Origin of the sequence: Pseudomonas profundi, assembly GCF_008638305.1 — a bacterium.
GTDB classification, from domain to species: domain Bacteria; phylum Pseudomonadota; class Gammaproteobacteria; order Pseudomonadales; family Pseudomonadaceae; genus Halopseudomonas; species Halopseudomonas profundi.
On record NZ_VTPZ01000015.1, the window covers coordinates 14,041 to 39,192 of the forward strand.

Genomic DNA, 25,152 nt, shown 5'->3' on the forward strand with positions numbered 1-25,152 from the left:
TCATTTTCAGTATAGATTCACCGAGACAGAGTCTGCCAAGATGGTTGGCGTAGCAGTCATCGCCTTCGACCGCTCGGAGCGCCGGGTTCGTCCCGCCACCGAAACCACCGGTCCAAAATCCTTCCCGCGGCTTGAACCCCGTACAGTCGGCGGGCAGAATACTGTATATATAACTAGCAAGTGGCTCTATGCAGACTCCCTCCGGCCCCGCATTTTACTATCTGGCCAATTTCCACACCGCGATTGACTGGGTCTCGTCACGCTATGACGACTTGCTTGATGAGCAGGAACGCCAGTTCATCGCGGATTTCCGCGCACTGGCGTTACCCGCCCAAGCACTGCTGGTGCGTTTGGTCATGCGTAAAGGTCCGCACTTTCGTCGTAGCAAGCTGGATTATGCCGAGATCGGTGACATCAACGTCGCTGCCGAACCCCTGCTTGAGCTCGGCTGGGTTAAACAGGACACCGCGCTGACCATTGAGGAAACACTGAGGTTGCTGCGCCGGGATGAAGCGGTCAGCTGTTTTGGAGAGCTTGCTCCGTTACGCTCGGCGCCAAAAAATGCAATGCATCAGCTGCTCGCGGATATCTGCCCTGACCGTCGTGCATTCGCTGAATGGTGTCCGACCCTGACTGATGCGCTGTACACGCTCGTCATCGGCGAGCTCTGTGACCGGCTGCGGCTAATCTTTTTCGGCAATCTGCGCCAGTCGTGGTCCGAGTTTGTTCTGGCGGACCTGGGTATCTTCCGCTATGAGCAGGTGCCGATCTCGCAGCATTCGCGCGGGTTCAGTTGCCGTACCGATATCGAGCAATACCTGCATATTCATCACTGCCGCGAGGATTTTGACGGTGGCGTGCCGGTGGCACAGGTGCTCGAGCGCCTCGGCAACCCTGACTGCGCTAATCCCTATGTTCACACCCGCTACGCCAAGCTGTTATTTCTGATAGCGCGCCAGCTTGAGCGGACAGATGATTGTGAGTTGGCACTTGAGATTTATCAGCGCAGCCAGTACAGCGGCGCGCGCCAGCGCCGTGTGCGCATTCTGGAGAAGCGCGGGCACAACACAGAAGCCCATGCGCTTGCGCAGCAGGCGCTTGCTGCACCGGAGAGTGATACCGAACAGCAATTGGTTGAGCGCGCGTTGGCCAGAATATCCCGCCGGCTCGGGCTCGCAGCCTCGGCGCGAAGCACCCTTCAAACCGAGCGCCGCATTGACCTGAGCCTGCCGGGCCCGGCACCTGTCACGGTCGAGTTGCTGGTACGAGAGCATCTCGCCAGCCCTGACGCACCGGTGCACTACGTTGAGAACGCGCTGATCAGCAGCCTGTTTGGTTTGCTCTGCTGGGAGGCGATTTTTGCGCCGCTGCCCGGAGCGTTTTTTCATCCGTTCCACAATGCGCCGATGGACCTGCACAGCCCGGATTTTCGGCAGCGCCGCGCCGAGCTGTTCGAGGCATGCCTGGACCAGCTCGATATGGGCATCTACAAGGAGACCATATTGCGAAACTGGCAAGCCAAGCATGGCATCCAGTCGCCCTTCGTATTCTGGGGCGCACTGTCGCCGGAGCTGCTTGAACAGGCGCTCGCCTGCCTACCGCCGGCGCATCTGCGCATCTGGTTCGAACGTCTGTTGTGCGATGTACGGGCCAACCGTGCCGGAATGCCAGACCTCATCCAGTTCTGGCCCGCTGAGCAACGCTACCGCATGATCGAGGTCAAGGGTCCCGGCGACCGGCTACAGGATAACCAACGACGCTGGCTCGCATTGTGTGCCCAACACGATATGCCGGTCGATGTCTGTTACGTACAGTGGGCCAACGCGTGAATTACAGGATCGCTGTACGTGCACTGTGCGAATTCACTGCCAAGGAAGGTGACCTGGACCTTCGTTTCACCCCCGCCCCCACCGCACAGGAAGGCATTGCCGGACACAGGATGGTCACCTCCCGACGGGGCGATCATTATCTGCGCGAGGTCGCGTTGGCGGGCAGCTATTCGGGATTGCTGGTCACTGGCAGGGCCGATGGTTACGACCCACTGCTGAATCTGCTGGAAGAGATCAAAACCCACCGCGGTGATGTATCGCGCATTCCACAGAACCACCGCTTGTTGCACTGGGCTCAAGCCAAGGTCTACGGCTGGCTGCTGTGCGAGACGGAGGAGCTGGAAGAAATCGATCTGGCAATCGTATATTTCAATGTCATCAGCCAGAAGGAAACGGTATTTCGCGAGCGCTTCGGCGCCGACAGTCTGCGTGATTTTTTCGAGCTACAGTGCCAACGATTTCTCGCCTGGGCCGAGCAGGAGACGGCGCACCGGGCAGCCCGTGACCTGAGCCTGGCATCGCTGCAATTTCCGCACGCAAGCTTTCGCAAAGGGCAGCGCCAGCTGGCCGAATCCGTGTATCGGGCAGCGCGAGACGGCCAAACGCTGATGGCTCAGGCCACCACCGGCATTGGCAAGACAGTGGGCACTCTGTTTCCGCAACTCAAAGCCTTTCCGGATCAGCAGCTTGATCGGCTGTTCTTTCTGACCGCCAAAACGCCCGGTCGCAGGCTTGCATTGGATGCACTGGCAACTCTGCGCGAACAGGACCCGGAGATGCCGCTGCGCGTGCTGGAACACGTCGCCCGCGACAAGGCGTGCGAATATCCCGACCGCGCCTGTCATGGCGAATCCTGCCCGCTGGCCCAGGGATTTTATGATCGTCTCCCTGCTGCCCGGTCTGCTGCGCTGGCACGGCGCGTGTTAACCCAGCAGGTAGTACGCGAGGTCGCGCTGCAGCATAAGGTATGCCCTTACTATCTCAGCCAGGAGCTGTGCCGCTGGGCCGATGTGGTGGTGTGCGACTACAACTATTACTTCGATATGGCTGCCCTGCTCTACGGGCTGACGGTGCTTAATGATTGGCGCGTCACGCTGTTGGTCGACGAAGCCCACAACCTAATTGACCGTGGGCGCGGCATGTATACCGCCGAACTGAATCAGGCCCGGTTCAATGACCTGCGCAAGCTGGCCCCGGTCGGATTGAAGACTGCTCTTGACCGTGTAGGGCGGCACTGGAATCAGCTGCACCGGGATCAGGAATCTGATTATCAGATCTACCCAGCTATCGCCGATCTGTTTATTGCCGCACTGCAAAAAGCCGTTAGCGCCATTACCGAACACCTGACCGACCAACCCACCGGCAACGACGGGTCACTGTTACGTTTTTACCTTGACGCCATGTTGTTCTGCCGTCTGGCTGATGCCTACGGTCCGCACTCGTTGTTTGATATTTCCCGTCATCCCGGCAACCACAAACGCACGTTGTCGACGCTCTGTCTGCGCAATATCGTGCCGGCACCCTTTCTGGCGCCGCGCTTTGCTGCCGCCCACAGCAGCACATTGTTTTCAGCCACGCTCAGCCCGCAGGACTACTACAGCGACCTGCTCGGCTTGCCCGAACAGACGCAGTGGCTGAACGTGCAATCGCCCTTTGCAGCAGAACAGCTCGATGTGCGCATCATCGGCAATCTGTCGACCCGCTACCGGGATCGCGAGACGAGCCTTGCGCCCATTGGCAGGCTGATGGCGGATCAGTTTCATGCCCAGCAGGGCAATTATCTGACCTTCTTCAGCAGTTATGCCTATCTGGAACAGGTGCTGGATCGTTTTAAACGGGATTACCCGAACGTTCCGGTATGGGCCCAGTCGCGCAGCATGAACGAAATTGATCGACATGCCTTTCTCGAGCGCTTCAGCGCTCACTCGGAGGGGATCGGCTTCGCAGTACTGGGCGGCGCCTTTGGCGAGGGGATCGACCTACCCGGCAACCGCTTGATCGGTGCCTTTATCGCCACACTGGGCCTGCCGCAAATCAACCCGATCAATGAGGAAGTCAAAACGCGCATGCAATCGATGTTCGGCAACGGCTACGAATATGCCTATCTGTATCCGGGAATGCAGAAAGTGGTTCAGGCTGCGGGACGGGTTATCCGCTCCACCGATGATCGTGGCGTGGTGTATCTGCTGGATGACCGTTTCGGCCAGGCAAGCATCCGTCATCTCTTCCCCGACTGGTGGCGGCCAGTCCGCCAGCTGATTGACACCAGTCCACGCGCCTCCAACCGCCATGAACCCGAAGTGGGTATCGGTCAGCTGTTTCCCTGAGGTGTGTCAGCGGTTAAGCATGAAGGTGTCGTACTTGAGATCATCCAGTGCGCGGTTCAAGCGCACCAGCGCGACGAACACACAGCACACCAGGGATACCGTGAAGCCGTAACCGAAAAAACTCGGGCCGAGATACTGGCTCAGCAGCGTCAACAGTGCATTGAGCACTACGAAAAGCGCGCATAGCTGCAACACCACCGTTCGTTTGTCGAGGTAGAAGAAGACATTCAACAACGCCATGAAGACCACCTGCACGCTGACGCCGACCAGATCAACGTAGAACAGCGGCAGGTAATACCGCGACATACCAAGCCAATCCAGCAAGTTCGGTGCGAACAGCAGGAGCAGGACCACCGTGAGCCCCTGAACTTTACAGATCTCCTGCAAACCCTGACGGATCGACAGCGTCATTTCGTTTTTCAGCTGGCCGATATGCTGCAACGTCTCGCCATCGCGGATCGCGCGAAACAACCGTTCGTACCACTCGGCAAAATCGGTTTCGATGCGCACCAGAAATACCGCCATGCCGGGGATAATCGCCAGATAAGCGAGGAAAATTGGCAAGTCGTACAGCATCGAGGCACGCAGCGGTCCAACGATCTGGTTGGAGGTCGCCGGGTTGAACCAGAAGATCAGCTTGTCTATCCAGATCCCAAGGTTGTAGCAAAAACCGGTCAACAGAAGGCTGAGGAAAACCTTGTTGCGGTCTAGAAAGTCGAAGGCAATCAAGCGGTCCGAATCGTAGTCGCGGACAATGTCGAAAAGGAAGATGAACAAAAGACAGCCGTGCCCGATCAGTAGCGCCAACAATAAACCGTCGACCGCCCAATGCCTGAGCAGGAAGGCGCTGGCAACCATGATCGAGTAGCCGCCGGCCATTATCAGCAGGATGCGGTTGTAGGCTTTCATGCCTGACAGGAAAATAATCACCAGCCACAGATTGCAGAGCACGACGAAATTGGCCAGCACCAGCAACCGGTACACGAAAGGCTCGTCAAACAAGGTGATCAGCACTGCACAGGCCAATACACCCGCCCCCAATGTCACCAGCAACAGGATGCCCAGCAAATTCGGCAGGATGAGCTCGGTTCGCTTTTGAAACAGCTGGTCAGAAACGAAACGCGTAAAGAACAGTTGCAACCCACCCGTAACGATCAACGAGCTGGCCATGAGATAAGTCACCGTGACCAGAAACTGGCGCACCAGGGATTGCGATCCGACCACCCCGACGCTCAGCAAACCGATCAGCATTACACTGATGATCGAGAGAACCCACGGCCCTGAACTGATCAACCCCGCATAGACATAGGCTCTAAGCGTTGCGGTGTAGGAGTCTCTGGAAAGGATCTTTCGTAATTCGAAGCCGATACCAGCCATTCGGTATTCTCCATGGCAGCGTAATAAATATCGCGATAGCAGGCGAGCATCATTGCTTCACCGTAGTATCGATTTACCCGAGCGAGCCCGCTGGCCTGAGCCGCCTGCCAGCGTGTCGGGTCCAGTAACAGGTCGAGGATTGCCCGTGCAGTAGCCTGCGGATCGGCAATCGCCACTGCCTCCCCTGCTGATCCGAGCGCCTGGTCCTCCCGCGTGCCTCCCTCTATCAACTCCCGACAGGAACCCACGTCCGTGCTGACCACCGGCGTGCCGGCACACCAGGCCTCGAGAATCACCAGCGGCTGGGCCTCACTGATTGACGTGAGCACCATGACGCCCAGTTGCGGAAGGATTTCCTGAATATTCTGGAACCCCAGAAAACGCACCTTGCCTTCCAGTCCGAGACTGGCGACCAGACTGTGACATTCAGCGGCATACGCCGGATCTTCATCCTCGGGGCCTACAATCCAGGCCTCGGCCTCGGGCATCGCGCTGACTACCCCGCGAATCGCCCGGATGAATGTTTTCAGGTCCTTGATGGGTACGACACGCCCTATGAAACCGACCACCGGCGCAATGCCTTTATCGCGCTTCGCCACCGCATCGCTCCAGCGTTGCAGATCAATGCCATTAGGGATGATGCGGGTCCGCGTCGGGTCGGCACCGTCGTTGATCTGCCGTTGCCGGTTACCCGCGTAGAGAGAGATGATCGGACTGGCCGAACGGTAAGTAAACAGGCCGATGCGCTCGAAATAACGAATCCACAACGATCGGATGTAGCCGGTACCCGAGTCGATCCCTCCACTCAGAGCTTCCATCGGGTCCTCGCCAATCCAGCTGGCCTGCGCCAGATCGATCTTGCGTTCCTTGGTATAAATGCCGTGCTCACTGAGCACATACTCACAGCCCCACAGTTGCTTGAGGATGCAGCCAAGCAGGCCCGCGTAACCGGTCGAAATGGAGTGCAGCACTCGCGCTTTCGGGAACTGGCGAGCCGCCTGGGCAAGCATTACCAGAGGTGCCTGTATGGACCGTAGCGTCCAGAAAAAATCAACAAATGACGGATCGCTGCAGTGGCTACGGTATCCCTCGGTGACGATGTCCCAGTTCTCATGACTGTGCAGCACATCATCAAGATCGATTTTTCCCGCGGCCAGGGAGGCCAGCAACGCCTCGCCAGTTGACTCGTCAGGCACGTCCGGATCATGCAAAAAGCGGTATAGACTGAGCAACTGATCGCCCGGTGCATTCCGTTTCGGACGTCCGCTTTTGCGCCCGTGGGGCTGCCAGGATTCTTCAATGTACAGCTCTTCGATATGCACTACGTTCGCAGGAACCTCATACCGCCGTTGAGGGTAGGCGTCGCGTTTCCCTCCGATGAAGACAACCGAAAAGGTCAGCTCCGGAAGCCCCAGAATCAGCTGATTGACCCAACTGGACACGCCTCCGCGGACGTAGGGCCAGGTACCCTCGAGCAGTAGACAAATATCTGCCTTGTGAGCTTCGTCAGTGGCAAGCGAACGCATCATAGCCAATACCTCGCCAATTCGGTGAAGGGTGGACGTCTGAGTACATCGCTCGACAAACTGGCAAGCAGCCCCGGCACCTCGGCGTAATCGGCACAAAGAAAGGCTGCTTCGGCACGAAAGGGTGTGAGTTTTTCCGTCGCGATGCCGCCCTGCTCCGCCCGTCTCAAGAAAAGTCTGGCCTCGTGCGGCAGCCCTTGCTCCAGCGCAATACGGGCGCCCAACAGTTCCAGTTCGGGATTTGGTGATGATTCCAAGGCCGTTTCGAGGTGTTCACGAGCCTGCATCAGTACGTGCTTCAATACACTGCCTTGAGCCAGCCCCAGATAGCTCAGCTCCCAGTACCAGTGCGCCAGCGCGGCATGCAGCGCGCCCTTTTGTCTATCGTCAGCGGTGGTCAGCCGCGTCAGCAACGCCTCGATCCGCTCGTTAATGCGGGTTTCCTGCTGATCAAGCATGGAATAAGCGAGCAGCCGAACGTCATCGACCGGGTCTCTCAGCGCCAACTTGAGAATTGGCATAGCGGACTGTCCGGCCATGCGTCGGGTGGCCAGTATGGCGGCAAGGCGTTGCTCCGGATCGGTGGAAAGTCTGAGCACATCCTGCAGACTACCGTCATTGAACAAGGGGGATAGCTGCTGCATTGGCGGACGAAACGGTAGTTGCGGTGCGCTGAGTGCCCGCCAGGATTGATTTTCTCGCCTACGCTGAAACCACAGCGCCGGCGTCAAAGCCAGCAGGATTCCCAGCGCGCCGAGCCCGGGAATGAAGAAAGCCAGACTGAACAACAGTAGCGGCACCCACGGCCAGGGGCGCTGATAACGCGCCGGCAACAATTGCCATAGCCCCGTGGCCAACAACACACATGCTAATGTGTGCAGTAGTAAAAAATACCGGAGTCCATCGGCCAGCAGTGGAGCCAACCCAAGATGCGTCCAGCCGCCGAACTCGATCACAATGGCGCTGAACACGAGGGCACCGCTAGATAGCAATCTGACTTTCATTCAGCTCGCACTCCTTGAACAGGAAGTCACGCAATGCATTGCGTGAGCCTGTGGGTTGCAACTCGAATTGCCTGACCATAACCCCGAGTTCCAGCAACGTGTAGCCTGGGCCAAATCGCTTCGTCAGCAATTGCTCCAGGCGTGCTGCAAACCCACCAACGCCCATTTGCGGCGTCAGCGGCATAAGGATCAGCAAGCAGTCGTGACCGCGTCCATTACGTACGCGCAAATGCAGATCCAGGCCTCGTTGGCTCTCGATGAACAGTCGCATCAGGTCCTCATCGACCTCCGACAGCTCAAGCAGACACAGCGTACCGGGTAATCGATGGCGTTCGGTGTCCATCAGCGAGCGATGCAGATGCTGCGAAAAAGTCTGCATATCAGCACCCGGTAGCTGCAGCGCGCGCGGATCGCTCTGTAGCAGATCTGCAGCGTGCCCAGCCAATAAAACCAGCAGGCTCAGCGTCTTGTCGTTGAACAGAAAAAACGGCATCTGACGAACTGCCAGCACTGCCAGCAGGGTGCCGTGGGTATCGATCAGAGGGATGCACGCCTGCAGCGAAGAGAACCCCTGCTCTTCTCCATGCTCGATAGAATCGGCGCCCACGCTAACCAGATCGCCGCGATCGATGCACAGCCTGATCATGCGATCGTCTGCGTCTACCTCTCCCATCTCGCCTATAGTCGCAAGGGGCCAGGGCAGCATCTGCCTCTCTTTGTTCACGGCGTACAAGCCAGCCACCCTCAGCGAGCCATACTGACCAAGCAGGCCAATTATCGGCTCCGCCATCCATATCAGAGTCTCGCCGGGCGTTTTCACCTCGCGCATACGTTCACGAAGCAGCAGCAAGGAGCTGCGCAAACTCTGGTCACTCCCAGCCACCCGCTGTTCCAGGCGATCATGGGAAATACGCAGCATCTGATGTGCCCGAGTAAACTCGTCGAGTCGATACTGTCGATAATCGTTGGCCATCTTCAGACGCTGCAGGCGACGGCCCCAAAGGTCGCGAAATTCCCCTACCAGCATACTGCTGACCAATACACCGATGATGTAAGGACCCGGCAGTGCGTCATAGAGCGGCCCGTAATAACGTAGCAGTAACAGCGTAAAAACCAGCAACGAGGCGCTCACCAGGGCCTTTACGAAGCCGTAGCGCACCCCAAGCAACAACGGCGCAAGCATGGGCCAGGGGAACCCGAAAACCTGAAGCGGATCGTCAGGCGTCAGCCAGAAACCCAGAATCAGTGCGAGCGCGGTGAATCCAAGCGTTTCAGTCCAGGCAGTCGCGCTGCCAGCCTGAGGAGCAAGGCTGTCTTCCCTGTGCGACAGATCGGTATCCATCATTCAATCCGCAGGTCATCAACCAGTTCGCCCAATACTTTCTGTGCAGTGCCCGCCAGGCTTTCCCGGGACCAGCCAGCACGTGCGGCACTATTGCTCCAAAGTACCTTGCCGGTGGATGGCTCTAGCACACGCAGACTGATACCCACGGCGGGCTCGCCGTCTAGGCCGTTCTTGTATTGCCATTCTTCCACGCTTCCGCTGACCAGATAGTCGAAATCCCGCTGGCGTGCCCAGGTCATGGCTTCAGCGAAACGCTCACGATCATCCAGCAGCACTGCATCCTGGTTGCTGGAATGAGGGTAAACCTGAGGCTGAATATTCTGCTTGCTCAAGATGCTGATCAGGATCTGTTCGCTGCGTTCACCCGCTTGTGGGGCCTGCGAATAATTGACGATCGGCATGAGCGCCCAGCGGGCGTCAGCCGGCAACGCAGGGCTTTCCTTGCTGGTAATGCTGGTGCAGCCAACAGCAAGCAAAGTTGCCATTGTCATGGTCAGACAACGTATGGATTGCATGGTCTTTCTCCTTGATAGGGTCAGCGTCCGAAACGCCGGCTGTAAGTTATTCCCAACGACCCGCCTGATGATCCGTCACTGCCCCGCGGCGTAGACTGATAACCCAGGGTTATCGCCAGTTCGTCATCTCCCACGACACCAGTACCTACACCGGTGGAAATACCGTAGGTAAATTCGCTCTCTGTCCATTCCCAGCCAGCCTGAACATCAACCAACCAGGTCAATTGCGGCTCGGTCCGATTCAGCGCGCCCGGCATCCCGCGCCTCAGGGTGCTGCCCACATACACACGGCCATAGCGACTTTGCAGAAGATCTTCGGTCACTGGTTCGTCAAAGGTCAGCAGGCCGCCGGCCTCAGCCAGGGATATATCGCGTAACCGATTGTTCTGATAATCGACGCCAACCCGCGTGGTCCAGGTGGGCCCCCGAAACTGCTGAACCTGGTTGAATTCGAGATTCACGGCTTCTCCTTCACCTAGGCTTTCACCGGAGCGAGTGGAAAATGCTCTATGGGCAACCCACCAGGACAGCTGGTCGCGTGCCGAAAAACCGTGGCTGCCAGCCAACCAGAGCGAATCCGCCTGTCCCAGAGCCCGCATCAGCCCGCTGTCCTGACTTTCGCGCTGCCAATCCAGACCCAGTTCCACTTCGTCCCGCGCGCTTAACTGCCACTGACGCGATACGCCCAGGCCATGACGGTCATGATCCCGGCGCGAGCTGCTGTCCAGCATGATCGAGAAACGCCCGTTATCGAGCGGCCGCTGCAGCGTCGCGAATGCATTGGTCTCGGTTCCCAGCAGGCTTTCATTCAAGCTGACAGCCTGGTAACGATCGCGGCTGAGCTTAAGACTGGCATACCAGGTGTCGTTAAGATGACGTGCCATCAGCAACTCTGGACCTGTGAGTTCGAGATCGCCGAAATCCCGGCGGAACCACCCCAATCGAATACCCTGGGGCTCCTGTTCTAGAAGGTCGGTGGCCATCAAGCGCAGAGGATTATTAATAACGGGGGACGGATTACTGCCGAGCTGGCTCAACGCGCTACCCAGTGCATGACTGTTGCGTCGCAGCAAACTCAAGGCGCCGGTTTCCTGGACCGGGTCAAACTCGTTGCTGACCAGCGCTCGCTCCAACATGTCACGGTTGTACTGGCGTAACCCCTGCTGCAGTTGTTCATAGCGATCAATCTTCAGGCCGCGCCCGCGGGCCCATGCCAGCCATTGATCCTTGGCCACCTCCTGATTCGACTCGTCCAGCTGCGCCAGTACCCGGTCAAACCAGACCTGCAGCATCAAGGTATCGGCACCACGATTGCTGGCCGCCAACTGCTGGGCATGCAGCCCCGATCGGGTGCTGGCAACCAGGCGCAGCCAGGTCGCGTAGCGTTCCGGCGATTCTGCCAAGGTCTCGTCTTCGAACCGGGCAACGAGGGATTTGCGCAACCGTAGCGCCTGATCGAGTCGTCCTGCGCCCTCCAGCGCGTCGGCATAGGCAGCTCTGACCAGTAGATCGTCCGGTTGCCCTCTCAGATAGAAGTGATACCAGGCCAGCGCCTGATCGTAACGCCCGAGCATTTGATTGCCCGCAGCGAAGGGCAGCCACAGGTCACCAGACTTCAGCGCAACGATGCGCCACTCTTGCAGCAGCTCAGCCAACTCATCTGTGCGCCCGTGGTCAATCAGAAACCATATGAGACGCTCACGGAATACGGCCACCGCTGGCGAGCGCTTGGTGCCCAATCGATAGATTCGCTCTGCATCGTCAAGACGATTCTCATGTACAGCCAACGAGCCCCGGGCAAGCATCACCGTAGGCAGATTCGCCACTGCCGGATCACCTTTTGCGTCAGCCAGCAACTCTGCGACCAGCTCAAAATTGCTATAGGTCTCGGCCAGTTCCAATGCGCCCACCAGACGCTCTGCCCGTCGGTGGCTGCGCCAGCCGGCGACCATGAGGCTCAGCGCCTTGCGCGGGGATTCGAGTCTATAGAGCTCAATCAGCTCCGACTCTTCGCTGAAGAACAGATCAATATTCCTTTGTCGCATGGTCTCGTATGCATGCTGCAGCTGGTCGTCGCGTTCCAGCTCCCACGCCAACCCGGCGCGGGTACGCCAGTAATCGGCGTCGACTATGCCATCGGTGTCAATATCCAGAACATGCCAGGCATGATCCGGTTGATACAGCCGCCAGTGCACGCCGGCCCACTCGACGCGTTCCGCAGCGCTCAGCTGGAACTGCTCTGCCATGGCCTGCCAGGTCTCAGCTTCCGCCTCATATTGCAAGGTGTTCTCGAGATTCTGGATCAACCGGACCCACCCCAGTCGGTGTTCAGGGTAGGCTTGCAGATAGTTTCTTAACCACTCTTCAGCCTTTGCCGGGGTTCCACGGGACTCATGCGCGTAAATCAATGCATCGAGCTCCTCATCGCTTAGCTGTCGTTTGTCCGTCAGCTCGGTAAGCAGCGGCAGGCCACGCTCGAAATCGAAAATCTGGAACGCCCGACGCCAGACGTAATCCTGTAGCTGCGTATCGGGACGTAGTCGAAGATAGGAGATCCACAACGTCAAAGCCTCGGAGTTGAGACCATTCCACTCGGCGACTTTAGCCATCTGACGTTTCAGCTCAGCATCATCCGGGCGCAGCAGCAAAAGTTGACTTCCCGAATCCCAGGCGGCCGACATGTCCCCGGAGGCGAGGGCGAAATCAAAGGAAGCCTGGACCGCGTCGGGATCCCGCGGATGAAGCTGCCGCCAGCGCTCAACGATCGGGGCCGCGAGATCCAGTCTCGCGATCGACAACGCTACATTGCGGCCCTGCTCTAACCACAGTCGGTCAGGCGACGAGGTAGTCAATTGCTCAAGCTCGGCGACCAACATCAAGGTCGCATCCTCTTCCCGCCCGATCTCGAGCATCGTCGAGTAGGCCTTGCGAACAAAACCCAAACGTTTTTCCGGATAGCGATTTTCTTCCAGCAGGACCAGATACATTTCGCTGGCCCTGCGAGGCTGGTTGCTCGCCTGATACCACTGCGCTGCCGCTTCGAGATATTCGCTCCGATGATCGGGCTGCGCCTGGGCAAGTTCGTAATAGATATCCGCAGCCAGCCAGGGTTGCTCGAAGCTGAGCGCCAACTGCGCCAGTGTAAGCAGGCGTGACGTCGGTAACCGGCTCCGATCAAAGGCAGGCAACTGATTCTGAACGGCGCGAATCCGATCGGTTTGGTCAAGCTGCATCGCCGTTTGCGCGTCGATTACCAAGCGAAAAAAGTCCGCCAGCAGTGGCTCGGTTTGTTGCCATTCAAGCAAATGAAACCGCGCTCTATCGTACTGATTCAGGTCGATGAGTAACTGCACCAGCTCCTGACGCAGCTGTGTTGCCTCGGGACTATGAGCAAGCATCAATTCGGCATAACTGGCGGATACGGCATCTGCACCCCGGCCATCTGGCAGAAAGTCTTCTTCCTTGGCGAGCACCAATACCAGCAACACCAACACAGCGACTCCGGCCAGCGCCAATGTACGAAACCGCAATAGCCGTACCGGCTTAGTCGCAGAGGAGTAGCGCATCGCTGACCTCGCTGGTGTCGAAATCGAACTGCCAGAGATCCTGTACAGCGCGACCGGTGTGACGTGTGCCGCCGGCGCTTACCTTGCAAGGCTTGGCTGAACGTACTGAGAAACTGACCGGAAACTCACCAGCAAAGCCAAAGCGCACCCTGCCTTTATCAAGGTACTCCCACTGCAGCAAGGGAACGTTTGCCTCTTCAAGCGCGGGTGTCGGGTCCCGCTCGGAACGAAGCACCAACCGGGCGCGATCGCCACTGAGATGAACATAGCGTCCCTGGGGCAGATCACGCACGCCAGCGACCCCGGAGGATTGCCGCAGGTCGGGCCAACCGAGCGCAGGATCAAGCCGCACGGTGCGCAGCCCTCGCATGGCGCGTATATGCCATGAGCCGTCTACAGCCAGCCCCAGCGAGGCGTCATGCAGTCCAAACACGCGTTGCAAGTAATCGCTCATCCAGAGCGATATCGGCTCCTGTTCGAGCATGTACTGGTAGATCTCATCCATGACCTTGATCGAAGCCTGCTTGGTTCCGGAATAAAAATGGTAGTACAGATGCAGACCACGGAATCTGCGCGGCGCATCGGTCAACTCAAAGGTTTCGATGACGCCGCGGAATCCGTAATAGGGGCCATGCCACAGATTGGTATAAACGTTCTCGTTGATAATCGGTGCATACACATGCAGGCCGCCGGCAGTAGGTCGCAGCAAGGGATACAGGCCGGTCAGCGAAGGCTCGGCGTAGGTCAGCTTGGTCGTCCCGCCATTGACGTTGAGCAGGCCTGCGTTATACGTCAGGCGCAACGTCTCGGCGTCCGGCATCGCATCACCGCTCCAGAACATTACTTTTACCGGCTTTCCAGGGGGGGCAAGCTGTTGGTTGATGTATTGCGTCGAACCGATGATTTCTCGCTTGAAATCCAGCTTTTCATAGCCGGGAATTTCCATATGGAGCCCGTACTCCGGATTAAACCCCTCCCGCTTACTCGCTACTTCCGGTTGCCAGAAGAAAGGATGGCTGAATGAATGAGAAGCCACTTCTACCCGCTTTTCGGCAAGGATCTCCCTGGCGATAGGTTCCAGCTCGTCCGCTAGTTCAGGAAAGGCGCCAGCGGAGCTGACCTCCCCTTCCACTATCGATACGGAAGTGAGCAATGGGTAGGGCCTGATAAAGGCATCCAGAACCTTCTGACCGGCGAAAGGCGTGCCAGGTATCTCTGCGCGGGATGGAAACCCGTCGCCGTCGATATGTACCGTGGCAATACGCCGACCATTTTCGGTAGTGACGTCGGGCGCCGGGATAGGTGCCAGGCGCAAGGTCCGCTGAAGGAATTCGAAAGGGTCGAGAATCCATCGGCGGGTTTCGCCGCCCTCTTCCAGAACGTAGGGATCCAAGGCCATGCCGCCCCAATCTGCGACGACCACCGGCGCATACTGGGTGCCGGAGCCATCGCGTATCAACAGCGCGGCTCTGGCTTCTTGCCCTCGTACGGAGACCGGAACAAGACCGCGGGTACGGGGCGCTAGTGGCGCCTCGAATTGACCCAGCAACTCGGCATCGTGCTCGGCGATTTCCGCGCCGGTATGCACGATATCGTCGGTTCGGCGCAATCCGAGCCGACGCAGCAACGCAGCATCCTCGACCGGCAAGCCTGCCATGAACGCCAGGGGGACTTTCTCGTCCAGTCGCGCCGTAATCCAACCATGGAAATTGTCGGAGGGCAACGGCACGCCGCTTGTCATCCACACGACGATGCCCGCATAAAAACCAATACCCCGGTTCATCGGCAGCGTGCCATCCACAGGCAGATAATCCACGCGGTAGCCAAGATGCTCCAATAATCCGCCGAGCAATAGATGACCGGAGCTTTGATCCAGGGTACCTTCGCGCGGATCATAAAGCATGGCGATGCGGCGCGGCTGAACCTCCACATTGCTGATACCCAGGTAGTCGAGTTCGGGGGTGCTTACAAAGGGAACATAGCCTTCATCATGCAGCCGTTTGGCCAGTTTGCGTGCTTCGTCACGACGATGTGGTGGCAGGTAATCAATAGCGATAATCGGAACGCCACGCTGGCGCAATGGTTCGAGCTGATCGATCAACCATTGTCGATCCAGCTCAGGCACCTTTCGATAACGTTGCGTGCTGGCATCCCACCCCTGGTAAAACGACTCCGCCGCGACAGCTGCGACGCTATCGCCGACATCACCTATCACTTCAAAACCGCGGTTAAAAACCAGCTGGAGATGCGGGAAGCGCTTTTTCATGCCGATCAGCAACTCGACCAGCGCGTCTCTTTGGGCCTTTCGCTCGGCCTCAGGTAGCAGCGTAAAGCTGTCTAATGTATCGAGGAATAAACCTGTGTATCCCTGTTCGTAGAAGTTTCCGGCCTCAGCCATCAAGTGATCACGCCAGCCTGGGACAGTCAGGTCCATGACCTGACTGTCCCAGGCTGCATTGCGTGTTGAAGAAGCGTATTCCCGAAGCTCTGGATTTTTGTCGGCATCATGCGGATCCAGTTCGCCGACAGACAAGTATGCGAAGGGCTGCGATCCCTGGCTGCGAATAAAGGATACGTCTTCGGCTTTGAAATGCTCCGGCTCAACAACCAACCAATCGAACTGCACCAGTTCTGACAGGGGGGGACGATCGCCGTACCAGAAGCCAATACTCGCCGGAGCGAGTGGTTCAGCTCGAATGGACAGCGAGGCTAAACACATAACGAATAGCGTTCCGACCCATAAGCCGGATCGTCCCTGGCGTAACCGCCTTTCCATTGCCGTGCCTTTTGTTGATCTGTGATTGGTCTGAAAGCATTTTCACTCACGCCCGAGCGAGAGCAGGCGCCAATAAACTACCCATCTCGATACCGCTCAAGCATAGATGTCAAAATACCAGCAACAGTTCAAAATTTGGCTAAAAATCATGAAATATTTTGAATCCTATTCTTGTAAGCCCCACTACACGGGCTTTGGGAACTGGTTCACATATTCACCACCGTTCGGCTGCCGGATGATTCAATGGCATCAAAATGATGCCAACCTCCGCTAGCCGGCTGGCGTGGAACGGCTAGCGCTATAAAAAAATGCTGATATTTCAATGGGCTGAACACACCCATCCAGACGCCCCCCGTGCGAGGAAAAAAACCCCATTGCTGATACACTAGCGGCCCTGGCGTCTATTCAGACGCAGCACCACAACTGAACCACGTCGCTGGCACTGCCAATGTCGACTCCGGTCATATCCTTAGCAGGCTTCACGAAATGCCCCTGGAAACCTCGATCGAGCCAACCATTAACCACCCGGGACCGTCCCGCCGCTTCTGCGTAGCGCCGATGATGGACTGGTCTGACCGTCATTACCGTTACTTCGCCAGGCTGATCAGCCGGCACGCGCTGCTCTATACCGAGATGGTGACCACCGGAGCAGTGATTCATGGTGATCGCGAACGGTTCCTCGGGTATAACCCCGAAGAACAACCGCTGGCGCTGCAACTGGGCGGTAGCAATGCGCAGGAGTTGGCGACCTGCGCCGCATTGGCGCACGGTGCCGGTTTTGCCGAGGTAAACCTCAACGTTGGCTGCCCCAGCGACCGTGTTCAGAACAACCTGATCGGCGCCTGCCTGATGGCTCGTCCTGAGTTGGTGTCAGAAGGCGTCAAGGCGATGAAAGATGCCTGTGAGCTACCCATTACGGTCAAACACCGCATTGGTATCAACGGGCGGGACAGCTATGACGAGCTGTGTGACTTTGTCGGACAGGTGCACGAGGCGGGATGCGAAACCTTCATTGTCCATGCACGTATCGCGATTCTCGAAGGGCTTTCGCCCAAGGAAAACCGTGATATCCCGCCCCTGCGCTATGAGGTCGTGCACCAGCTTAAAAGGGACTTTCCTGCCCTTGAAATCATTATCAACGGCGGCCTGAGCCAGCTTGAGACAATGACCGAGCAGTTGCAGCACATGGATGGCGTAATGGTTGGGCGCGAGGCCTATCACAATCCTTATCTCATGGCTGAAGTGGATCGTCTTTTTTATGGTGATGATCGCCCCGTCCCTTGCCGGATCGACGTGCTGACCGCGATGCGCCCTTATATTGAGCGGCATCTTGAGCGTGGCGGAATGATGAATCACATCACCCGACATATGCTCGGACTATTCCAGGGCCTGCCCGGAGCCCGGCATTTCCGCCGCGAGCTAAGCAGCTCCCTACACCGTACCGACCAACCCCTTGCGCTCTATGATCGATTGATCGACGAGATGTCACAGTGGCTCGTGCCGCGGGATTGCTCCGCCTAATCGCCATGGGGTAAGGTCAAGGCATATTCGTCTCTCGCGGAAACGTCCATGACCAGCAAACTAGACAGCCTCAAGAAGCTCACTCAGATTGTCGCCGACACCGGCGACATCAATGCCATTCGAACCCTGCAACCGGTCGATGCGACCACCAACCCGTCACTGATGCTCAAGGCTGCCAGCCAGGCCGAATACAGCGGCATGCTCGAGCAGGCAGTGACGCAATCGGTTGATAGTGCTGACCGTGCCAGCGACGCTTGCGACCACTTTGCCGTGGCCATTGGCTGCGAAATCCTCAAGCTTATTCCCGGCAGAGTATCCACCGAAGTGGACGCGCGACTCTCCTTTGATCGCGAAGCGACGCTCGACAAGGCGCGACGGATTATTCAGCGCTACGAAGAAGCTGGCGTCACCCGGGACCGCGTGCTGATCAAGATCGCCTCGACCTGGGAAGGCATTCAGGCCGCTGCCGAGCTGGAGAAAGAAGGTATTCAGTGCAACCTGACCCTGCTATTTTCCTTCGCCCAGGCCCAGGCGTGCGCAGATGCAGGCGTGTATTTGATATCGCCGTTCGTGGGCCGTATCTATGACTGGTACAAGCAGCACGAACAGCGGGACTATACCGGCCAGGACGACCCGGGGGTGCAGTCGGTTGCGCGTATCTATCGCTACTTCAAGCAGCACATGTACGAAACCGTGGTGATGGGAGCCAGCTTCCGCAATGTCGGTCAGATCGAGGCTTTGGCGGGTTGCGACCGCCTGACTATCAGCCCTGCCCTGCTGCAACAGCTGTCAGAAGAGCAAGGCGACCTGACCCGTTCGAGCTTGCTTGAAGCCGGCGCGGGCGAGCCGCGGATAGTGCTCAACGAGCCCGACTTCCGCTGGTCGCACAATGAAGATGCCATGGCTACCGAGAAACTGGCCGAGGGCATTCGTGCATTTGCTGCGGATCAGATCAAGTTGGAACGACTAATGGCCGAGCGAGCAGGATCAGTTGCCTGATTCAAGTGTGCTGACGAGGTCACGGAAGGCCTCGCGGTTATGATCGTTGAGGTTCATCAGGATCCGATGCGCCTCGAGAACCTTGTCCTTCACGACCTCCTCTGAAAGCACCTGTCCGGGCAGATCTTCCAGCTCCACTATGGTAGGCGCGCCTTCCGACAGGATGTTGAACACCTGGTCGAAACCCATGCTCTGCAACAGCCGGTTCATATCTTCGTGGTTGGACACCAGCGTCGGCAACAAACCCACCTTCTGTCTGGACAGATTGGATAGTTTTGCCAGCAGACCCAACGAGGTGCTGTCGATATTTTCCGTTTCTGTCAGGTCGATGATGATCGAGTCGAAACTGAGGGCGCTGAAAATCTTCTCGATATAAGCATCAAGCGCTGCGCACAAGGTCAGGCGTACGTCACCTATGAACTTGAGAACAAAGGTGCCCTCCGACTCCGCGAACTGGATCTTGCCAGTAGTCATCATCTCGGGTTCCTGCTTAGCACCAGTAGGGAAATATCATCCGGCATCGCTTGGCCGGGTACCAGGCCAAGTTCGGCCAAAATCGTGGAAAATTCGCCTTCAGCCTGCTCGACAAGACCGGGCAAGCGAGCTTCCTTTTCCCTAAGGGTAGCCCCTTCCAGACAATCCAGCACTCCGTCAGAGCACAGCGTAAGGCTAAAATGCTCAGGCAGGCTGATCTGATAATTATCGTACACTGCGTCATCGAACAGACCGACAGGCCGGCCTTTTCCCTGCAGATATTCCGCCTTGCCATCAATGTAAAGTATCGGCAACGGCAGATGCCCGCCAATGCTGTAAGTCAGCGTATGAGAGGTTTCGTCAATGACCCCGCCAAGCATCGTGACATGCTTGCCGAGCTTGCAGCTGATCAGACTGCGGTTGATATGCCCAAGAACATCCGAAGGCTGGAACGCAATCGGCCCGCTGGTTTCCTGTCGACGTTGCTCGTACAACAGACGCGTTGTCATGAACTTGAGCAGGACCGTAACGAAGGCTGAAGAAGCACCGTGTCCGGAAACATCCGCCAGGTAAAATGCGAGCTGGGTCTCAGATACCCGGAAATAATCAACGAAGTCACCCGACAGATACAGAGAAGGGATAATCCGGTGTTCCAGTCGATACTGACCACTGGACCAGGGGCTGGCCGGCAACATGTTCAGCTGGACCTGCCGTCCGGCGGCCTGATCATCCTTGAGCTCCTGCAAATGATTCTCGAGTTCGTGGTTGGCCCGTTCGAGGCGCTCGCGAATGCGCTGATTCTCGACCCTCAGGCGCGCACGATCAAGCGAGCGCTGGACCGCATGGTCAAGCACCGCCAGGTCAGTGAAAGGTTTGATCAGATAATCGCTGGCACCGACGCGCAATGCTTCGACTACGTCGTCCATAATGCCCGCAGCAGACACTACGATAACAGGGGTGTCAGGCGCATCTTCGATAAGCTGGCGAATCAGTTCGAAACCGCACATATCTTCGATATGCAGATCGCACAGGACAAGCTCCGGCCTGTGTTTTGCGAACAGTTGAAGGCCCTGCTCCGCTTGGCTTGCCTGCAATACATCAAAGCCGCTGTTTTCAAGATAACCGGTAACGTGCTGACGCGCTGCATCGTCGTCATCAATTACCAGCAAAGTCGTGCCAGGAAGCTGCATAGAGTCCCTACGTCAATACCATGGTACAAGGTGAGTCCCACAGCCACAGGGTGTGTGCCGTGTCAGGATTCCCTGACGCTTTCAAGGGGCAAACAGTACTCCCATCCAATGCGCCAGGCAACCGCTGCCAGGCGACGAAAACCGAGTGCACAGCTTTCGCATCTCAGAATTCGTCCACCACCTCCCCGTCACGCACGCGGTACTCACGATTTTGCAGAAAGGCATTGCGAATAAAGGCGTAACGATCACCACGGATCAGCCTCTCCTGACTCAACAATGCCGCCCGGGTATCCAGTATGTCGGTACCCAATGCAGTATTGCGCGTTGGGACATGATCGACCTGACCCGTATAGGTGTATCCGATGAAACTCTCGGGCACGCGTGAACCGGCATCACGCACAGTCGAGGGGCCAAGCAAGGGCAAAACCACATAGGGACCGCTTGGCGTACCCCAGCTACCGATGGTCTGCCCCAGGTCTTCGTCATTGCGCTGCAAACCCATGCGAGTGGCGACGTCAAAAATGCCCACCACACCCAGGGTCGAATTCAGCAAAAACCGGGAGAGATCCACGCTTGCATCATGAAATTTCCCTTGCAAGGTGTTATTGACCAGATTTCTGGGCTCGCCGAGGTTACTGAACACATTGGTAACGCCGTCGTCGAGAAACTCAGGCATGACCGCGTTATATCCCTTGGCCAAGGGTTTGAGCGTGTAGGTATCTATCGTGTCGTTGAAGCGAAAAACCACACGATTGAAGGGTTCCCATGGATCCGGGTTGGTATATTCGTCAGCGTAATCATCGTAGCCTTCCTGCGCGGACGCCGATGTAATACACAAAAGCGAGGCTGTGCAAGCCAGGGCCCAAGGGGTAACGGACTTCAATTTGTTCATTCAACGTCTCCAATTGCGGGGATACCCTGGCCTGCCAAGGGGGTCCGCGGTCCGCGAACTGTAATTCAAATAACCGAAGCAGAAGTGAATCCCGTCATAAGCGAAAATGACAACCGCCTCTCCATAAAGCAAAGATTACCGCTCCCGGAGCGACAGACCAATATATTGAAGAAACGAAAATCGAATAACTGGGGCCGAGCACTCAGCCAGGAAGGGACAGGAGCAGATGCTTCTCACTGATTTTCTGCGCGCCGTAGATCATCCGCCGACAATGCTGGTCTGATCGTATGCCGGTGAGGTTGTCGCAGCCGCCTGACTTTCAACATTGATTCTATAGGGAACACGCCGAACCCGTCGGCCCTGAAACCGAAGAACCGGGACAGTTCGGAGTCGAGCGTCACTGGTCCATTCCGGCGCCTGATAGCCTGCGCATAGCAAGGGGTATCCGCTCGGCAAACCGAACCGGCATGATCGGCCGGCGCGACGCTGGCCGAAAAGACAGGTTATAGTGAAACAAGACCGCCAACGCAGGAGTAGTCAAGATGGCCGAGCAGCACCTGAGAGAACAACTGGAATCACTGGAGGAGATGCTGGGTGACCCCGAAGCGCCTTTGTCGGCTGAAGAACGCGAGTCACTTCAACAACTTGCAACAAATATTAAAGCTAGATTGATAGCTAAAGAGGCTAACGAGGAAGCTGAAGCTGACCCAACGCTGGTGGACGGGGTCAACTTGATGGTCGAACGGCTGGAAGCCCGTCACCCGACCACGGCCGCGACCTTGCGCAGCGTTATGCAAACGCTAGTGGACATCGGCGTCTGAGGCGATTCAGCCCGGCATCCAGCAACCGCCGGGCTCGCTGATAAATCTCTGGCCGCTTATTGCCTGGCCAGACGGAAGTTGTCTGGTGGGCCCGGCTCGGTAGAACGGTATGGATTGATATCCAACCCGCCGCGCCGTACATAGCGAGCATATACCGTCAGTTCGCAGCGACTGCCCAGTAAGGTATACAGATCGGTGAAGATGCGCTCCACACACTGTTCGTGGAAATCCGCCTGCTGACGGAATGACAACAGGTACTTCAGCAGGCTCCTCCTGTCCACCCGGGTTCCCGCATAACTGATCATCACACTGCCCCAGTCGGGCTGACCCGTCACCGGGCAATTGGACTTGAACAGATGCGTGTACAGCGTCTCCCGGGTGCGTCTGGCATTCGGAGCCAGCGTCAGGAGGTCCGCATTATATTCGTATTGCTCGACGTCCACGACTAGATCATCAAGACATTCGCCTGGCAGTTCGACCATCCCGGCGCGGTACAACTGATCCATCGTCAACAGCTTGACCAGTACCGGCCCCTGCGCCGCTACGGACAGATCGGACTCGAGCGTACGCAGCACTTCGTGCCGGTCCCTGAACACCGTCTGATTGAACGAGTTCAGGTACAGCTTGAAGGATTTTGATTCGACAATACGCTGAGCGGTGATCGGAAAAATAAACTCGGCAGCAGCTATTTCCGGCTTACCCGACGGCGTGAGCCAGGACAGCTCGTAACAGTTCCAGACGTCCGCGCCATTGAAAGGCAGATCGTCGGGATTAAGCCCAAGCTCACGCCACTTGGGCAGCCGTGAAATCGGAAATAGTAGAGATGGGGTGTAGACACTTACGTAAGCACTTGATTTCCCAAGCGGCGATTGCTCTGCCGGATGCTCATTCATACATTTTCTCCATGCCGGGCCGGCAGCATACCCTGCCGCCGTCCACCCGGCCAGCCAAGGCTACTGACGCATCCCAATGCCGCGTTTGAGCAACCAGTAACTGAAGCAATACAGCACGGCTACGAATACCAGCATCAGTACCAGAGCTACACCAATGTGGATGTCCGATACCCCGAGGATGCCATAGCGGAAAGCATTGACCATGTGCAAGATCGGATTGATCAGCGACACCTTCTGCCAGAATTCGGGCAGCATATTGATCGAATAGAACACGCCCCCCAGATAGGTCAAAGGCGTCAGCACGAAGGTCGGCACTATCGAAATATCATCGAAGTTGCGCGCGAAGGTCGCATTGATGAAGCCGCCCAGCGCAAAGACCAGCGATGTAAAGAACACCACCGTGATAGTCAGGCCAATGTGTTGCACCTGCAACCGCGTGAAGAACAGCGACATCAGCGTGACAATCAATCCGACTGCCAATCCCCGGGCTACGCCACCGAAGGTATAGCCAAGCAGGATGACGTGCGGTGATACCGGCGCCACCATCAGCTCCTCAATCGAGCGCTGAAACTTGGTACTGAAAAAGCTCGACACTACGTTGGAGTAGCTGTTGGTGATGACTGACATCATGATCAGCCCGGGTACGATGTAGTCGATGTAAGGATAGCCATCCATCTCGCCGATACGGCTGCCTATGAGATTGCCGAAAATGACAAAGTACAGGGCCATGGTGATGCCCGGCGGCAACAGCGTCTGCGGCCAGATGCGAGAAAAACGCCGGACTTCCTTTGACAGGATGGTGACAAAAGCGACCCAGCCGCTACGCCAGTGAGACATCAGGCCGCTCCTTTTTCAGCATTTTCATCCACCAGGTTGAGGAACAGCTCCTCGAGCCGGTTGCTCTTGTTACGCAAACTCAGCACCTCGATACCCTGCCCCGCCAATTCGGCGAACAGACCATTCATGCCCTGCGCCTTGTCGATCTGCACTTCCAGCGTGTGCTCATCGATCAGCCGGCATGGATAGGCATCCAGCACGGGCGCTTCCTGCAGGGTTTCACGGCAATCGAGCAGGAAGGTTTCGACATGCAGCTCCTTGAGCAGACGGCGCATGCTGGTGTTATAGATGATGCGGCCCTGATCGATAATCGCGATGTTCTTGCACAGCTGCTCGGCCTCTTCCAGGTAATGCGTGGTGAGGATGATGGTCACTCCCTGGGCGTTGATCTCCTGCAGGAACTGCCACATCGAACGCCGAATCTCTATATCTACCCCCGCGGTCGGCTCATCCAGAATCAGCAGACGCGGTTCGTGAATCAACGCGCGGGCGATCATCAACCGCCGCTTCATACCCCCGGAAAGCATGCGCGATGCAACATCACGCTTATCCCACAGGCTCAAGCGCTTGAGATACTTTTCTGCGCGCTGCGCGGCTTCCCCGGCAGGGATGCCATAGTAGCCGGCCTGATTGATCAGGATATCCATCGCCTTCTCGAACTGGCTGAAATTGAATTCCTGCGGCACAACGCCAATGCAGCGCTTGGCCGCCATCAGGTCAGTATCGATGTCATGACCGAAAACACTGACTCGGCCCGCTGACTTGGTAACCAGCGATGAGAGAATGCCAATAGTGGTGGATTTCCCGGCCCCGTTGGGTCCCAGCAAGGCAAAGAAATCACCTTGCTGCACTTCCAGATCGATACCTTTGAGGGCGGTAAAACCGTTGCCGTAGGTTTTTTCCAGCCCCTTGATACTTATAGCTGCGGTCATGCAAACGTTTCCGGCCTTGAGAGTCGATGGCTAATAATGGGGGCGCGCGCCGGAAAATCAAGACCTTGCGCCAGACGGCGATGATCTGCGCAACGCGTCTCGAGATTACAAAACCACTACAAATGTCCGCCATTCGTCAATTGTCGATGCCTCCGGCCAGCCCGTATGCTCCTAGGGTCTGTTGCCGTTTCGTCGCGGCCGCGACGGAGGCCCGTTTGGTGCAGAACAAGGCGCGAGAAGTGAAGTTTGGTTGTTCCAAATGAATGACGAGTAACGCAGTGCTGCGCTAAACGGGCCCCGTCCCTTCGGGTTGCGTGCAACGCGGCTC

General features: G+C 57.2%; 17 protein-coding genes and 1 pseudogene. 5 read left to right on the plus strand and 13 right to left on the minus strand.

Translation table 11 applies throughout. From position 1 onward, the window contains the following. The first annotated feature begins 188 nt into the window (after positions 1–188). Both FZE95_RS16805 and FZE95_RS16810 read left to right on the plus strand, forming a co-directional pair. Positions 189–1,829: a VRR-NUC domain-containing protein gene (locus FZE95_RS16805; protein WP_150302040.1), complete on the plus strand. Its 1,641-nt coding sequence runs from the start codon at positions 189–191 to the stop codon at positions 1,827–1,829. Beyond that, positions 1,826–4,156, plus strand: coding sequence for an ATP-dependent DNA helicase (locus FZE95_RS16810; protein ID WP_150302041.1), 2,331 nt, complete (start codon positions 1,826–1,828; stop codon positions 4,154–4,156). The genes FZE95_RS16805 and FZE95_RS16810 overlap by 4 nt, the downstream gene beginning before the upstream one ends. 6 nt (positions 4,157–4,162) lie before the next feature. Here the strand turns inward: FZE95_RS16810 and pelG are convergent, their stop codons facing one another. The 7 genes and pseudogenes from pelG to FZE95_RS16845 form a co-directional block, all read right to left on the minus strand. After that, the gene (pelG, locus tag FZE95_RS16815) at positions 4,163–5,533 is read right to left on the minus strand and encodes an exopolysaccharide Pel transporter PelG (protein ID WP_150302042.1); all 1,371 of its coding nucleotides are present in this window, start codon (positions 5,531–5,533) and stop codon (positions 4,163–4,165) included. Between the two features lie 11 nt (positions 5,534–5,544). Beyond that, positions 5,545–7,059, minus strand: a pseudogene (gene pelF / locus FZE95_RS16820) (GT4 family glycosyltransferase PelF); the annotation flags it as partial. Then, positions 7,059–8,063, minus strand: a complete 1,005-nt coding sequence (locus FZE95_RS16825) for a HEAT repeat domain-containing protein (protein WP_150302043.1) — start codon at positions 8,061–8,063, stop codon at positions 7,059–7,061. The pseudogene pelF and the gene FZE95_RS16825, both read right to left, overlap by 1 nt. Beyond that, on the minus strand, positions 8,041–9,405 hold the full coding sequence (locus FZE95_RS16830; protein ID WP_150302044.1) for a PelD GGDEF domain-containing protein: 1,365 nt from the start codon (positions 9,403–9,405) through the stop codon (positions 8,041–8,043). Before FZE95_RS16830 ends, FZE95_RS16825 begins: the two co-directional genes overlap by 23 nt. Then, a complete protein-coding gene (locus tag FZE95_RS16835) occupies positions 9,405–9,923 on the minus strand; it encodes a penicillin-binding protein activator LpoB (protein WP_150302045.1) in 519 nt (172 codons plus the stop codon). The genes FZE95_RS16830 and FZE95_RS16835 overlap by 1 nt, the downstream gene beginning before the upstream one ends. A 20-nt stretch (positions 9,924–9,943) precedes the next feature. Then, on the minus strand, positions 9,944–13,489 hold the full coding sequence (locus FZE95_RS16840) for a tetratricopeptide repeat protein (RefSeq protein WP_150302046.1): 3,546 nt from the start codon (positions 13,487–13,489) through the stop codon (positions 9,944–9,946). Continuing rightward, entirely contained in the window at positions 13,467–16,208 is a 2,742-nt protein-coding gene (locus FZE95_RS16845; protein WP_223825111.1) for a bifunctional glycoside hydrolase 114/ polysaccharide deacetylase family protein, read from the minus strand. Before FZE95_RS16845 ends, FZE95_RS16840 begins: the two co-directional genes overlap by 23 nt. Positions 16,209–16,751: 543 nt before the next feature. Here FZE95_RS16845 and dusA point away from each other — a divergent pair. Together dusA and tal are read left to right on the plus strand one after the other, a co-directional pair. After that, a complete protein-coding gene (gene dusA / locus FZE95_RS16850) occupies positions 16,752–17,786 on the plus strand; it encodes a tRNA dihydrouridine(20/20a) synthase DusA (RefSeq protein ID WP_150302048.1) in 1,035 nt (344 codons plus the stop codon). A gap of 48 nt (positions 17,787–17,834) precedes the next feature. Then, positions 17,835–18,785 carry a transaldolase gene (gene tal, locus FZE95_RS16855; protein ID WP_150302049.1) on the plus strand — a complete coding sequence of 317 codons (951 nt, stop codon included), beginning with the start codon at positions 17,835–17,837 and terminating at the stop codon, positions 18,783–18,785. Here the strand turns inward: tal and rssC are convergent. The 3 genes from rssC to FZE95_RS16870 all read right to left on the minus strand — a co-directional run bounded on the left by rssC (position 18,774) and on the right by FZE95_RS16870 (position 21,341). Beyond that, positions 18,774–19,259, minus strand: coding sequence for an anti-sigma factor antagonist RssC (gene rssC / locus FZE95_RS16860; RefSeq protein WP_150302062.1), 486 nt, complete (start codon positions 19,257–19,259; stop codon positions 18,774–18,776). The two genes, tal and rssC, sit on opposite strands and share 12 nt — an antisense overlap. Continuing rightward, positions 19,259–20,449 (minus strand): SpoIIE family protein phosphatase, encoded by a 1,191-nt coding sequence (locus tag FZE95_RS16865; RefSeq protein WP_150302050.1) that lies wholly within the window; start codon positions 20,447–20,449, stop codon positions 19,259–19,261. Before FZE95_RS16865 ends, rssC begins: the two co-directional genes overlap by 1 nt. A gap of 163 nt (positions 20,450–20,612) precedes the next feature. After that, positions 20,613–21,341 carry an MlaA family lipoprotein gene (locus tag FZE95_RS16870; protein ID WP_150302051.1) on the minus strand — a complete coding sequence of 243 codons (729 nt, stop codon included), beginning with the start codon at positions 21,339–21,341 and terminating at the stop codon, positions 20,613–20,615. Positions 21,342–21,883: 542 nt separating this feature from the next. Between FZE95_RS16870 and FZE95_RS16875 the strand changes: the two genes are divergently transcribed. After that, complete coding sequence (locus FZE95_RS16875) at positions 21,884–22,162, plus strand: DUF4404 family protein (RefSeq protein WP_150302052.1); 279 nt, start codon at positions 21,884–21,886, stop codon at positions 22,160–22,162. Positions 22,163–22,218: 56 nt separating this feature from the next. Here the strand turns inward: FZE95_RS16875 and queF are convergent, their stop codons facing one another. The 3 genes from queF to FZE95_RS16890 are packed head-to-tail and all read right to left on the minus strand — an operon-like array spanning position 22,219 to position 24,824. Continuing rightward, positions 22,219–23,055, minus strand: a complete 837-nt coding sequence (gene queF / locus FZE95_RS16880; RefSeq protein ID WP_150302053.1) for an NADPH-dependent 7-cyano-7-deazaguanine reductase QueF — start codon at positions 23,053–23,055, stop codon at positions 22,219–22,221. A 60-nt stretch (positions 23,056–23,115) separates the two neighbouring features. Further along, positions 23,116–23,892, minus strand: coding sequence for an ABC transporter permease (locus tag FZE95_RS16885; protein WP_150302054.1), 777 nt, complete (start codon positions 23,890–23,892; stop codon positions 23,116–23,118). Continuing rightward, entirely contained in the window at positions 23,892–24,824 is a 933-nt protein-coding gene (locus tag FZE95_RS16890) for an ABC transporter ATP-binding protein (protein ID WP_150302055.1), read from the minus strand. The genes FZE95_RS16885 and FZE95_RS16890 overlap by 1 nt, the downstream gene beginning before the upstream one ends. Between the last annotated feature and the right edge of the window lie 328 nt (positions 24,825–25,152).